The organism is Janibacter sp. DB-40, assembly GCF_029510815.1.
Lineage (GTDB): Bacteria > Actinomycetota > Actinomycetes > Actinomycetales > Dermatophilaceae > Janibacter.
In genome coordinates this window covers 1452707-1466239 of sequence record NZ_CP120360.1, presented here as the reverse complement: position 1 = coordinate 1466239, position 13533 = coordinate 1452707, and the positions used below count along the sequence as shown (strand labels likewise).

Sequence of the window (13533 nt, the reverse complement as noted above, 5' to 3'; positions counted from 1 at the left end):
CTTCGTCCGTGGCGGGCGACACGGTCGGCCCGTCGGGACACGAAGGTCACAATGAGGTAACGTCGGCGGTTCGCCCGGTATGACCGCTATCCGGAGGACCTCCCCCCGATGACCGCCAGCGCGGAAGCCCCACCCCGACGTGGCACGGACTCCCGACCCGGCGCCCCGTCCGGCCTGCGGAAGGACATCCAGGGCCTGCGGGCCCTCGCCGTCACCCTCGTCGTGCTCTTCCACCTCTGGCCGGGGACCATCAGCGGCGGCTACGTGGGCGTGGACGTCTTCCTCGTGATCTCCGGCTACCTGATCACGACCCACCTGCTGAGGAAGCCCCCGCGCACCAGCCACGACCTCTGGGCGTTCTGGGCGCGCCGACTGCGGCGGCTGCTGCCGGCCTCGCTGGTGGTGCTGGCGACCACCGCCGTCGCCACCCGGCTCGTGGCACCGAGCACCGCGTGGGAGGAGATCTCCCGCCAGATCATCGCCTCGACCCTCTACGTGCAGAACTGGGCCCTGGCCTCCAGCTCGGTCGACTACATGGACGCCGGTGCCATGAGCAGCCCGGTCCAGCACTTCTGGTCGCTGTCCGTGGAGGAGCAGTTCTACCTCCTGTGGCCGCTGCTGATCTTCTTCGTCACCTGGGTGGTCCACCGGCGCAGGACGCGCATCGGCGCCGGCGGCCCGGGCGATGCGGCCGCGGGCGACCTCAGCCTCGTGCGACTGGCGCGCACGCTGATCGGCGCCGTGGTCCTCCTCTCGCTCGGCATCTCCGTCTGGGTCACCGCCGTGCAGCCGGCGGCCGCCTACTTCATCACCCCCACGCGCATGTGGGAGCTGGCCCTGGGCGGTCTCATCGCGACCCTCGCCGGCACGGGCGCTCGCGTGCTGCACGGGATCACGGGCGCGCTCCTCGCGTGGGCCGGGATCGCCGCGGTGCTCCTGTCGGCCTGGTGGTACACGTCTGCCACCCCGTTCCCCGGTGCGGCGGCCCTGGTGCCGGTGCTGGGCACGGCCGCGGTGATCGTCGCCGACTCCGACCACCACCTCTCCCCCACCGCACTGCTGCGCCACCGGCCGGTCCAGTGGCTCGGTGACGTCTCCTACTCGGTCTACCTGTGGCACTGGCCGCTGATCGCCCTCCTGCCGTACGCCAGCGGCGGCGACCTCGGGGTCCTCGACAACGTGGTCGTCCTCGCGGCGACACTCGCGCTCGCCGGGCTGACCAAGGTCCACGTCGAGGACCGCTTCCGCTTCCTCCGCCCGCAGGCACCGGTGCGCTACAGCTACCAGCTCTCCGCCGCCGGGATGGTCGCGGTGGCGGTCCTGGGCTCCGTGGGCTGGACCGAGACCGAGGTCCGCAACGAGGTGGCCAAGAAGGAGCTGGCCGCCGTCGAGCAGGAGGAGACCCCCTGCCTCGGGGCCGCGGCGCTGGCGAAGGGGGCGTGCACCGTCGCTCCCGACGGGGAGGTCGTCCCCACCCCGGAGCTGGCCAAGAAGGACAAGGCCGACATCGACGAGGACGAGTGCTTCCCGGAGGGCAGGTACGACCAGCGGCTGTCGTGCAGCTTCGGCTCCGGCGGGACGAAGATCGCCCTGGTCGGCAACTCCCACGCGCGGCACTGGCTGCCGGCACTGCGCGAGCTGGGCAAGGAGAAGGGGTGGACGATCGACACCTACATCATCTCCCGGTGCGCCGCGACCGACGCGAAGCAGGAGTTCGACACCGACAAGAAGAGCGAGGACTGCCACGACTGGGGCCAGTGGGCCCAGGAGGAGACGAAGGGGGACGCGTACGACCTCGTCATCACCTCCGAGCGCCAGTCGGCTCCCATCGACGGCTACAGCAGGGCCGACAGCGGTCCTCCCGCCACCGAGGGCTACGAGAGCTACCTGTCCACCTGGGCCGAGGCGGGCACCAACGTGCTGGCGATCAAGGACCCGACGAAGCCGACCTTCGACGTCCCCGAGTGCGTCGCGGAGAACCCCGACGACCTCGAGGAGTGCTCCGGCTCGCCCGAGGAGTGGAAGGTCGATCCCGACCCACTGGTCGAGGCCGCGAAGAACGTCGACCACGACAACGTCAGCCAGGTCAGCTTCGACGACCTCGTCTGCTCCTCCGACCGGTGCCGGGGAGTCACCGGCGGGGTGATCACGTACTACGACTCCTCGCACCTTTCGGCGACCTACGTGAAGACGATGGCCCCGTACATGGCCGGCCCCATCGAGAGGGCGCTGGCGAAGGGGGATTGACCCCGGCCGCCCCGAGCACCCGTTGGTCTCCCCCGTCCGCCGCGGCGTACGCTGGGAGTGAGCCCGGCCACCTCCCGGGCCGTCGATCAGTGCCAGGAGAGTTGCGTGACCGTCGCACCCGAAGGACGTCGTCTGCTGCGTGTCGAGGCACGCAATGCCGAGACCCCCATCGAGCGCAAGCCGGAGTGGATCCGGACGACCGCCAAGATGGGCCCCGAGTACAACGCGATGAAGGGCCGCGTCAGCGGAGCGGGCCTGCACACCGTGTGCCAGGAGGCCGGCTGTCCCAACATCTTCGAGTGCTGGGAGGACCGCGAGGCGACCTTCCTCATCGGTGGTGACGTGTGCACCCGCCGCTGCGACTTCTGCGACATCGCCACGGGCCGCCCGACGAGCCTGGACATGGATGAGCCGCGCCGCGTCGCCGAGTCCGTCCAGGAGATGGGCCTGCGCTACTCCACCGTCACCGGCGTCGCCCGGGACGACCAGCCCGACGGCGCCGCGGGCCTCTACGCGGAGACGATCCGGCAGATCCACGCGCTCAACCCCAACACCGGGGTGGAGATCCTCCCGCCCGACTTCGGTGCGAAGCCCGAGCTGGTCCAGCAGGTCTTTGACGCCCAGCCGGAGGTCTTCGCGCACAACCTCGAGACGGTCCCGCGGATCTTCAAGCAGATCCGCCCGGCCTTCACCTACGACAAGTCCCTCAAGGTCCTCTCGATGGCCCGCGAGGCCGGCCTGGTGACCAAGTCCAACCTCATCCTCGGGATGGGCGAGGAGGGGCACGAGGTCGAGCAGGCGATCAACGACCTCGTCGACGCGGGCTGCGACATCCTCACCATCACCCAGTACCTGCGCCCCTCGAAGCTGCACCACCCGATCGACCGGTGGGTCAAGCCCGACGAGTTCCTCCACTGGAGCACGGTCGGCGAGGAGCTCGGCCTCAAGGGCGTCATGGCCGGCCCACTCGTGCGCTCGAGCTACCGCGCCGGTCGTCTCTACGCCACGGCGATGCGCAAGTGGGGTCGCCCGATCCCCGAGCACCTCTCCCACCTCGCCGACGCCATCGACGAGCCGGCCCGCCAGGAGGCCTCGACGCTGGTGGCGAAGAGCCGCGCCCAGGAGATCCTCGACCAGCCGGCCACCGGCACCGACGGCTGACCGGGGCACCCCGGGAAGGAACTAGACTCACCCCTCATGGCCCGTAAGTCCGACAAGCCCAAGAAGCCGAAGCGCGAGAACCCGTTCAAGAGGTTCTGGTCCGTCTACAAGACGATCAAGCAGATCGACCCGCAGGTGAACCTGTGGATGCTGCTTGCCTTCGTCGGCGTGCTCGCCGTCGGCGCGGCCATCGGGCTGATCATGGGTCACATCTGGTCCTCGCTGCTCATCGCCCTGCCGGTCGGCATCCTCGCCGCCATGATCGTCCTCTCCCGTCGTGGTGAGCGTGCGGCCTTCAGCCAGATGGACGGTCAGCGCGGCGCCGCCCTCGGTGGTCTGTCGGCGGTCAAGCGCGGCTGGTACTACGACCAGGAGCCGGTCGCCGCCGACGCCACCAAGCCGAACGACGTCCAGAACGCCGCGATGGTCTTCCGCGCCCTCGGCCGCCCGGGCGTCGTGCTGCTCGGCGAGGGTCCGAAGCACCGTGTGGACAAGCTCTTCGCCAAGGAGAGCAAGAAGGTCAGTCGGGTCGCACCGGGCGTGCCGATCCACACCTACATCGTCGGCACCGGCGAGGGGGAGCTCCCCGCCCGCAAGATCCGCACCACCCTGGTCAAGCTGCGGCCGCACCTGTCCAAGGAGGAGCTGTCGGTCGTCAACAAGCGGCTGAAGTCCCTCCCCGGCCTGCGTCAGGGCATGCCCGCCGGCGTCGACCCGAACAAGGCCCGGATGGACCGCAAGGCCCTGCGCGGACGCTGACCCTGCGAGCACGACCGCACCCGTCCGACCCCTCCAGGAGAGCACCCGTGCCCGCAGCACCGATCGCCCACGCCGAGGACCTCGCCGCCTTCGTCGACGCGTCCCCCTCCAGCTACCACGCGGCTGCCGAGGTGGCCCGCCGGCTGCGCGACAGCGGCTTCACGGCCCTGGACGAGACGAGCGACTGGCCGCGCACCCCGGGCAAGTACCTCGTCGTGCGCGACGGGGCCGTCATCGCCTGGGTCGTTCCCGCGTCGGCGACACCGACGACACCGGTGCGCATCTTCGGCGCGCACAGCGACTCCCCCGGCTTCAAGCTCAAGCCGCAGCCGAGCACCGGCAGGCACGGGTGGCTGCAGGCGGGCGTGGAGATCTACGGCGGCCCGCTGCTGAACTCCTGGCTCGATCGTGAGCTGCGCCTGGCCGGACGACTGGTCCTCGACGACGGGAGCGAGGTCCTGGCCGACTCCGGTCCGCTGCTGCGGCTGCCGCAGCTGGCGATCCACCTCGACCGCGAGGCCAACGAGCGCTTCGCGCTCGACAAGCAGTCGCAGACGCAGCCGGTGTGGGGCGTGGGCGCCGCGGACTCCGCCGACCTGCTCGCCGAGCTGGCGGACTCCGCCGGCGTCGACGCCTCGCGCATCCGCGGGTACGACGTCGTCACGGCCGACAGCGCTCGTGGTGTCGTCTTCGGCCGCGACAACGCCTTCCTCGCGGCGGGGCGCCTGGACGACCTCGCGAGCGTGCACGCCGGCACCGTCGCCCTGACGGCCGTCGGCGACGACCTCGCCAGCGACCACATCCCGGTCCTGGCCGTCTTCGACCACGAGGAGGTCGGCTCCACGACCCGGTCGGGCGCGGGCGGCCCCTTCCTGGAGGACGTCCTCGAGCGTTTGGGGATCGCGCTGGGCGCGGACCGGTCCGAGCGCATGCGCGCCCTCGCGTCGTCGTGGTGCGTCTCGAGCGACGTCGGCCACTCGGTGCACCCGAACTTCGCCGACAAGCACGACCCCCACGTGCGCCCGCTGCTCGGCTCCGGGCCGATCCTCAAGCTCAACGCCAACCAGCGCTACGCGAGCGACGGCGCCGGCGGTGCCGCCTGGCACGGGTGGTGCGAGGCCGCCGGGGTGACCAGCCAGGACTTCGTCTCCAACAACACCGTGCCCTGCGGGTCCACGATCGGCCCGATCACCGCCACCCGGTTGGGGATCCGCACCGTCGACGTGGGCATCCCGATCCTGTCGATGCACTCTGCCCGCGAGCTCGCCGGCACGAGCGACCTGCTCGACCTCACCCGGGTCGCGCAGACCTTCCTCCGCGGCTGACCCCGCGCCCCCCTTCGCAGGAGCCCAAGCAGCTGCGAAGGAGGGGGCCGGTTTTCGCAGGAGCCCAAGCAGTTGCGCGCCCTCCCTTCGCAGGAGCCTAAGCAGTTGCGAAGGGAGGGGGCCGAGTTTTCGCAGGAGCCTAAGCAGTTGCGAAGGGAGGGCGCGTCGGGAGGTCTCCCGGTCGGAAGGCGTAGAGCGCCCGCAGTCGTGCGTGGGTGAGCGCGCGGTACCCGGCCGCCGCTGCACGCGTACGGGCGTCGGGTCGGTACCCGGCGAGGATCTCGTCCTCGACGACGGCGGCGGTCTGGCGCGTCGTCCATCCCTGCTCCACGCGCAGGTCGAGGTGGGCGAGCAGGTTGCCCAGGTCGAGCGCCGGGTCGCCCAGCCCGAGGGTGTCGACGTCGAGCATCCCGACGGCGTCCCCGTCCACGAGCAGCTGCTTGTCGTGCAGATCGCGGTGGAGCAGGCTGCGCCGGGTGGCCGGACCGGCCAGCGTGATCGTCGTCGCGGCCCGCTCCACGTCCCGCCACAGCGTCTCGAGGACGCGTGACCCGAGGGCCTGGTGCGTGCGCGCCAGCTCGATCAGGCCGCGGGTCACGTCCACCTCGGCTGCGAGGTCGTGGGCGGGGACCCCGTCGACCTGCGGGGCGGTGTGCAGGGTACGCACCGCGGCCCCGATCCGCGCGGCGGCCTCGGGGACCCCCTCGACGAGCAGGTCGTGGAGCGTGCGTCCCGGGAGGGTGGACATGCGCACCGTCCCCGCCGTCTCGTCCGCCGCGACGACGCGAGGGACGTCCAGTCCCGGCACCGCGGCGGCCTGCTGCATCCGACGCACGAGGTCGGTGGTGCGCCGCGGACGGACGACCTTGGTGTAGACGACGTCGGGTGGAGGTGGACTCGCCGACGCTCCACCCGCGCGTTCACCTCCACCGGGCGGCAGGTGGGGGACGCGGGTGCGCACGACCGCTCGTCGCTCGGGCCGGTGGACGACCAGCTCCGCGCCGTCGGCGACGAGCGCGGCGAGTGCGGGCAGACGACGGTCCGCTCCCCCGTCCTGCAGCACGAGGTGCTCACCGAGCCGGCGCACCCGCCCGGGGGCGACGGCCTCGGTGGCGGCGGCGACCTGCTCGGCCCCGTCGACGATCCACTGCCCGATGACCCGGCGCCCGTCGGCGTCCATGAGGTCGAGATGCAGCCGGTCGGGACGCGGATGGGCGCGCACGAGTGACAAGCCGTGCTCGGCGACCGTCGCCCCGACCGTGGGGAACGGGATGACCGGGGTCACGCGACGACCCTGCCCGCGGCGAGCGCCCCTGCGAGGGAGACCAGTTCGCGGGTGACATCCGGCCAGTCGGGCTGACCGGACCGGAAGGGTTCCGCGGCCCGGTCGAGTACGGCGAGCGCGGTCCGCGGTCCGAGGTCATCCCCGAGCGGGCCGGACCACGTGCTCGCGTGGCCGGCGACGAGGGGGCCATGCAGCCGCTCGACGAGCTCGGCAGCCGCGGGGGCCCCGCCGGAGGGCAGGGCCTCGAGCCCGGCCACGGCGAGCAGGCTCGCGAGGTCGTCGAGCGGGTTGCCCACCCGTACCCGGTCGAGATCGATCAGCCCGAGGACGTCCCCGTCGGCGATGACCTGGTCGAGGGAGAGGTCGCCGTGGATGATGCTTCCCGGGGACGGGCGAAGGGCGGCGCTCGCCCCCGCCGCGATGGCGTCGGCCTCGTCGACGGCCGGGCCGAGGACGGGCGCGAGGACGTCCAGGCCCGTTCCGGCGGGCTGGCGCTCGACCGGCTCGATCTTGGTGGGCCCGCTCGCGTGCAGCTCGCCGAGGCAGGCGCCGAGGCGACGCACCGTGGCCGGATCGACGCGGCTGTCGAGGGTACGACCGGGCAGGTGGGTCAGGGCGAGGAGCCCACGGCGGTGGGTCCCCAGCACGCGCGGCAGGGCCACCGAGGGGCAGCTCGCGGGGTCGAGGAGTCCGTGTGCGGCCAGCGCCGCCTGATACCCGTCGCGGTCGTAGGCCCGCAGCACGACGTGGCCACCGGCACGCTCGCCCGCCAATGGGACTCGTCCGACCCACCGCCGAGCGGGCTTGTGCGCGAGGGTCTGCACCCTCACGTCGGGATCGACGGGGAGGCCGCGCTTGGTCAGCCACCCGGCCAACCGGTCGGTGCGCACGACGTGGCGCAGCGCTCCGAGGTGCCGGTCGGCCATCGCATCGACGACGAGCAGCCCCTCGCTCGGGTTGTCGAGCAGGACGTCGCCGGGCTCGACGTACTTGAGCGCCTTGGCACGCTTGTCCTCCCGGACCACCGGTCGGGCGGTGGCGATGGCCGCGCGGCCGTCGACGTCGACGAGCGCGATGGCACTCGTGCCCGTCTTGTACCGCAGGTAGCTGCGGGCCGACGGCGCACCGAGGCGCTCGCCGAGGATGTCGTCGTCGAGGACCGCGGCCAGTCCCGGCAGGGCGGTGTCGTGCGCCGCGAGCGCCGCGTGGGCGTCAGCCGACGACATCGAGCGCACCCCCTTCGACCCCGATCTGGTCCTCATGGCGGGCGAGCACCTCGTCCGGCCGACCGGAGTCGACGATCCGGCCGGCCTCGATCCACACGAGCCGGTCGGCGCTGCGGGCCGCATCCATGTCGTGGGTGATGATGATCGTCGTGCGGCCCTGCGTCAGCCGGTCCAGGGCGGCGGTCACCTCGACCTCGGTCTCCCCGTCGAGGCCGGTCGTCGCCTCGTCGAGGATGATGACCGGCGCATCGCGGACGACGGCCCGGGCAATGGCGATCCGCTGCCGCTGGCCGCCGGAGAGGGTCGTGCCCCGCTCGGAGACGACGGTGTCGTAGCCCTGCGGCAGGGTGGTGATGAAGTCGTGGGCCCCCGCGACGCGGGCAGCGGCCACGATCTGCTCGTCGGTGACCGTGTCGGCTCCCTCCGGTGCGCCCATGGCGATGTTGTCCCGGATGCTCGTGGCAAAGAGCAGGCTCTCCTGGAGCACCATCGCCACCTGGCTGCGCACGTCGTGGATGGTCAGGTCCTGCAGGTCCCACCCGTCGAGGCGCACGGAGCCGGAGTCCGGGTCCTGCATCCGCAGCAGCAGGCCGGCCAGCGAGGACTTGCCCGCGCCGGATGGACCGACGAACGCGACCCGCTCCCCGGGCCTGACCCGCAGGTCGACTCCCCTGAGCACGGGGTGGCCGGGGACGTAGGACAGCCACACGTCGGACAGCTCGACGTACCCCTGCAGTCGGCGACCCGGCCGCGCCCACGAGGAGTCCCGCACCGTCGGCTCGGTCTCGAGCAGGTCGACGACGCGCTCGGCCGAGGCCGCGGCCTGCGAGATGCGGCCGGTGTACTTCGCCAGGTCACGCATCGGCTTGAAGGCGGCCTTGAGGTAGGTGACGAAGACGACGAGCTCACCGGGGGTCAGCGCGCCGGCGATGACACGCTGCGCGCCGACGTAGAGCACGAGCGCCGTGGCGACGCCGACGAGGACGTCGGTGGAGCGCTCGAGACCGGCGGACAGCTTCTTCGCCTTGACCCCGTCCTTGAGGGTCTTGACGTTGTCGGAGGCGAAGCGCGAGGCCATCTCGCTCTCGAGCGTGTAGGCCTGGACGACCTTCATCGACCCGAGGGTCTCGGTCGCGAGCGTCGCGAGGTGCCCCTCGGCCTTGCGCTGCTTGCGGGAGACGTCGTGGATCTTGCCGGAGGCACGACGACCGGTGAGCAGGAAGATCGGGAAGACGACGAGCATGCACAGCGCGAGCTGCCAGTCGAGGACGAACACCACGCCGAGCATGGCCACGAGCATCAGGACGTTGCCGATCAGCGGCAGCGCCGCGGTGACGGCGACCTCCTTGAGCCGACCGACGTCACTGGTGATGCGCTGGACGAGGTCGCCGGTGCGCGCCTTGTCGTGGAATCCCAGGGACAGCTTCTGCATGTGGATGAAGGCGTCCGCGCGCACCGAGGTGAGCAGTCGGTTGCCGGCCAGCGCGAAGCACACGGTCATGGCGTAGCTGGCCGCGGCCCGGAGCAGCACGACGACGAGCAGTCCGAGGCAGGCCAGGACCAGCACCTGCTGGAGGTCGTCGGGCGCACCGCCGGCACCGATGTCGGCGCCCAGCGCACCGATGACGCCGTCGAGGATGAACTTCATCGGCCACGGCTCGAGCAGGCGCATGACGACCTCGAGCGCCATGGCGCTGCCGCCGCCGGCGATGAGCAGGCGCTGCCGGCGCAGGTGCGGGCGCACGTGCGGCACGAACCGCTTCAGCCCCGGCAGGGCCTCGCGCAGGCCCTTGGGCTTCCTCGTCCGCGGCAGTGCCCGCTCGCTCATGAGCCCTGCCCGAGGAGGTCGTCGGCGAGCGAGCGAGCCCGGGTGGGGACCGTGGCCAGGATGCGCGAGACGACGCGGCTCCAGTCGTGTCGCGCCACGGCCGCGTCCCGACCGGCCCGGCCGAGATCGGTGCGCATGAGGTCATCATGACGCAGGCCGGCCAGGACGGCCGCGAGCTCGGTCACGTCGCCGGGGGTGACGAGCATCCCCAGGTCGCCGTCGTCGAGGATGTCGGCGCACGGACCGATGTCGCTGGCGACGACGGGCAGGCCCGCGGCGAGGTACTCGTAGATCTTCAGCGGGGAGAAGTAGAAGTCGGGCAGCTGCGGGTACGGCGCGACCGCGACGTCCATGGCGGCGAGCTCGGCGGGCATCTCCTCCGGCGCCACGGCACCGACGAGGTCGACGCGGTCGGAGATCCCCAGCTCGGTGGCACGGGCGCTCAGCGCTTCGCGCTGCGGTCCGTCACCGACGAGCCGCAACCTGGCGTCCGCGTCGGTGCGGACGAGGCGGGCGAAGGCCTCCAGCAGCACCTCGACCCCGTGCCAGGGCTTGAGGGTGCCGACGAAGCCGACGGTGAAGCCGTCGGCGTCTCGAGACGCGGAACCGCCCGGCGTGATGTACGCGGTGTCCACGCCGTTGGGCACGACGGTGACGTTGCGGTTGCTCGTGCGCTCGGCGACCCAGTCGGCGACCGGGCCCGAGACGGTGACGACCGAGGTGGCGGAGTCGAAGGCCTGCCCGGCGATGGTCTCGGCGCCGGCCCGGTCGGCGAGGACCCGGTGCTGCGCCTGCTCGTCGATCAGGGGTGCGTTGACCTCCAGCACGCCGTCGACCTCGTGGTACCGGGTCCAGGTCATGGCGGCATCCGACCACAGGGAGTAGCGCTCGTACACCAGGTCGAGCGGCTGCTCGCCGTGCAGTCCGGCCAGCACCCCGGCAGCGGCCGCGGCCGAAGCCCGGGCGGAGGCCTCCCGCTCGGCACCGGGCTCCCCGGTGATCTTCGGCAGCTCGTGGACGACGACGTCATCGAGCCCTCGGGGACGGTCCCCGCCGACACGGGCGGCGACCAGGTGCACCTCGCACCCGCGTCGCAGCAGCTCGCGCACGACGGCCTGGACGTGGACGGAGGCACCCTTGCTCCCGAAGACGGGTACCCCCGGATCGGTGCTGACGTAGGCGACGCGCCTCATGCCCGGGCTCCTGACGTGCTGACGGCGGCCCGCCCGGCGGCCTCGCCGGTACGGGAGGCGATCGCCCGCCGGAAGATCCCCTGCAGGGTCACCGCGTGGTCGCGGAAGTCGAAGTCGGCCTCGAGCAGCTCCCGGGCGGCCAGGGCCCTGCGGACCGACTCTGCCGGCTCGTCGACGATGCGTGCGATCGCCGCGGCGAGGGCACTCGGGTCAGACTCGGGGACGAGCAGGCCGGTCTCCTCGTCACGCACGATCTCGGGGATGCCGGTCACCGGGGTGGACACCGCGGGCGTGCCCAGGGCGAGCGCCTCGAGCAGCACGGTCGGGAGGCCGTCGCGGTTGCCGTCGGCCCCGATGACGCACGGGGCGGCGAAGACATCGGCGGCGGCGACGATCTCGCGCACCCGGGTCTGCGGCAGGGCGCCGTGCATGGTCACCACCTCGCCCAGACCGAGCGTGTGCACCTGCTCACGCAGGGTTGCCTCGAGCGGTCCGGTCCCCACGAGATCGAGGTGGACCTCCCGGCCGTCCGCCACGAGTGCCGCGACGGCGGTGAGCAGGTCGCCGAAGCCCTTCTTCTCCACCAGCCGACCGACCGCGGCGACGCGGACGGGGCCGGGGGTGACCCCCTTCGCCGTGAAGGGGAAGGCCGCGAGGTCCACGCTGTTGTACAACCGGACCACGCGGTCGGCATCGTCGCCGAACGTCTCCTGCAGGTGGCGCAGGTTGAAGTCGCTGACCGTCACGGTCGTGTGCGCCTCGCGCAGCCTCGTCGCGAGGGAGGCCGGGTCGACCTCCTCGTGGAAGATGTCCTTGGCGTGCGCGGTGAAGGACCAGGTGATGCCGGCCAGCCGGGCCGCCAGGCGCGCCACCTCGGCGGCGATGGAGCCGAAGTGCGCGTGCAGGTGCTCCAGCCCCGAGCGACGGATGGCGCCGGCGAGCTGGACGGCGGCCAGTGCCTCGTCCTCCTGTGCGGCGAGCAGCTCGTCGAGGTGGTCGGTGATCGTCGGCACCTCGAGCGCCGCCTCCCGCAGGGCGGTCCAGAACTGGCTGACCTTGTGCTCGCGCGACAGGTAGGTCACCGGCGCCTGCACCCGGGCGAGCGACTCGTGGAAGCGTCCGTCGATCGGCAGGCGCAGGGAGAAGATCTCCACGTGCGTCCCTGCGGCCTCCTGCTGGAGGATCTCGTGGACGATGAAGGTTTCGGAGAAGCGCGGGTACATCTTCAGCACGTACCCGACGCGGGGGGCGGAGTCGGTGGTCGTGGCGGTCATCAGCTGGCCATCTCCTGCAGGACGTCGGACGGTGCCGAGGCGGAGTGCAGCTCGGCGACGAAGGTGGGGACGCGACGCAGCCCGTCGAGGGCGATGACGCCACGGTCCCGTGCGGCGGGGGCGCTCACGACGCCGGCGAGCCAGGCGGACAACCGCTCGGGCACGACGTCGTCGGGGTGCATCGAGTCGACCAGGCCCAGGCAGCTCAGGCGCTCGGCGCGCACGAGCTGCTCGCGGCGGGGCCGCACCCGCGGGACGACGAGCGCGGGGACGTCCTCGGTGAGCACCTCGCAGACCGTGTTGTAGCCGCCCATGGACACGACCGCCCGGGCACCGGCGATGAGCTCGATGCTGTTGGTGACGAAGTCCCGGACGACGAGGTCCTCGCGCTCCTCGGCGATCGCGGTGAGGCGCCGCCGGAGCGAGGGCTGCATGTACGGACCGGTCACGATGACACCGGTGTGCCCGGCCGGGTAGGTGGTGCGGGCGAAGGCGAGTGCCGTGTCGTAGCCGTCCTGGCCGCCGCCGACCATGCACAGCACGTAGGGGCGCGGGACGGGACGGCGACGCGGCTCGTCACGGGGGGCGACCAGGCCCTCCGAGCGGCCCTCGGCGAGGTAGCCGGTGTAGCGGATCTTGGCAGCGACGGCGGCCGGCAGGTCGTAGTCGCGGGCCACGTCGACGACCGACCGGTCACCGTAGACCCACACCTCGTCGTAGTGGTCCTCGATCACCTGCGTGGTGCCGGCGGTCCGCCACTCGCGGATGGCGGTGAGCGGGTCGTCGAGGATGTCGCGCAGGCCGAGCACGACGCGCGGACGGGCGCCGGTGGTGTGGCCGCGGACGGCGCGCAGGGCGGCCAGGCCCTGCTCGAGCTCACCGTCGAGGCCGCGGGCGACCTTGTCGACGACCACGACGTCCGGGGCGAAGGCCATCAGGGCTGTCGTGATGAGGTTCGAGCGCAGGGTGAGCACCGAGGTGAGGTCCATCGCGAAGGTCCCGGCGGCGTAGCGCCCGTCGGCGTCCTTGGCCACGGTCGGGACGGTGACGACCTCGGTGTTCGGCGGGAGGGGCAGGGACGTGGCCTGTGGTGCGCCGGTGAGGATGAGGACGTCCGTGCGCGGTTCGGCGGCGACGATCGCCCCGGCGAGCGCGATGTTGCGGCGGATGTGGCCCAGTCCCTGGGTGTCGTGGGAGTAGAACGCGATCCGGCGCCGGCGTGGGGTGGTCATGGC

10 protein-coding genes are annotated in these 13533 nt (G+C 72.2%); 4 read left to right on the top strand and 6 right to left on the bottom strand.

Translation table 11 applies throughout. The features are described 5' to 3' along the window. The first annotated feature begins 108 nt into the window (after positions 1-108). From PVE36_RS06865 to PVE36_RS06850, 4 genes are all read left to right on the top strand, one after another. Positions 109-2247: an acyltransferase family protein gene (locus tag PVE36_RS06865; RefSeq protein WP_277455464.1), complete on the top strand. Its 2139-nt coding sequence runs from the start codon at positions 109-111 to the stop codon at positions 2245-2247. A 105-nt stretch (positions 2248-2352) separates the two neighbouring features. Continuing rightward, the gene (gene lipA / locus PVE36_RS06860) at positions 2353-3408 is read left to right on the top strand and encodes a lipoyl synthase (protein WP_277455462.1); all 1056 of its coding nucleotides are present in this window, start codon (positions 2353-2355) and stop codon (positions 3406-3408) included. A 36-nt stretch (positions 3409-3444) separates the two neighbouring features. After that, entirely contained in the window at positions 3445-4167 is a 723-nt protein-coding gene (locus PVE36_RS06855; RefSeq protein ID WP_277455461.1) for a DUF4191 domain-containing protein, read from the top strand. A 47-nt stretch (positions 4168-4214) separates the two neighbouring features. Next, positions 4215-5492 (top strand): M18 family aminopeptidase, encoded by a 1278-nt coding sequence (locus PVE36_RS06850; protein WP_277455459.1) that lies wholly within the window; start codon positions 4215-4217, stop codon positions 5490-5492. A 139-nt stretch (positions 5493-5631) separates the two neighbouring features. Here the strand turns inward: PVE36_RS06850 and PVE36_RS06845 are convergent, their stop codons facing one another. The 6 genes from PVE36_RS06845 to PVE36_RS06820 are packed head-to-tail and all read right to left on the bottom strand — an operon-like array spanning position 5632 to position 13530. Then, a complete protein-coding gene (locus tag PVE36_RS06845) occupies positions 5632-6777 on the bottom strand; it encodes an aminoglycoside phosphotransferase family protein (protein ID WP_277455458.1) in 1146 nt (381 codons plus the stop codon). Then, on the bottom strand, positions 6774-8039 hold the full coding sequence (locus tag PVE36_RS06840) for an aminoglycoside phosphotransferase family protein (protein WP_277455456.1): 1266 nt from the start codon (positions 8037-8039) through the stop codon (positions 6774-6776). The genes PVE36_RS06845 and PVE36_RS06840 overlap by 4 nt, the downstream gene beginning before the upstream one ends. Continuing rightward, the gene (locus tag PVE36_RS06835; protein ID WP_277455454.1) at positions 7990-9831 is read right to left on the bottom strand and encodes an ABC transporter ATP-binding protein; all 1842 of its coding nucleotides are present in this window, start codon (positions 9829-9831) and stop codon (positions 7990-7992) included. Before PVE36_RS06835 ends, PVE36_RS06840 begins: the two co-directional genes overlap by 50 nt. Beyond that, positions 9828-11024: a glycosyltransferase family 4 protein gene (locus tag PVE36_RS06830; protein WP_277455453.1), complete on the bottom strand. Its 1197-nt coding sequence runs from the start codon at positions 11022-11024 to the stop codon at positions 9828-9830. The genes PVE36_RS06835 and PVE36_RS06830 overlap by 4 nt, the downstream gene beginning before the upstream one ends. Continuing rightward, positions 11021-12298, bottom strand: coding sequence for a glycosyltransferase (locus tag PVE36_RS06825; protein ID WP_277455452.1), 1278 nt, complete (start codon positions 12296-12298; stop codon positions 11021-11023). The genes PVE36_RS06830 and PVE36_RS06825 overlap by 4 nt, the downstream gene beginning before the upstream one ends. Next, the gene (locus tag PVE36_RS06820; protein WP_277455450.1) at positions 12298-13530 is read right to left on the bottom strand and encodes a glycosyltransferase; all 1233 of its coding nucleotides are present in this window, start codon (positions 13528-13530) and stop codon (positions 12298-12300) included. The genes PVE36_RS06825 and PVE36_RS06820 overlap by 1 nt, the downstream gene beginning before the upstream one ends. Between the last annotated feature and the right edge of the window lie 3 nt (positions 13531-13533).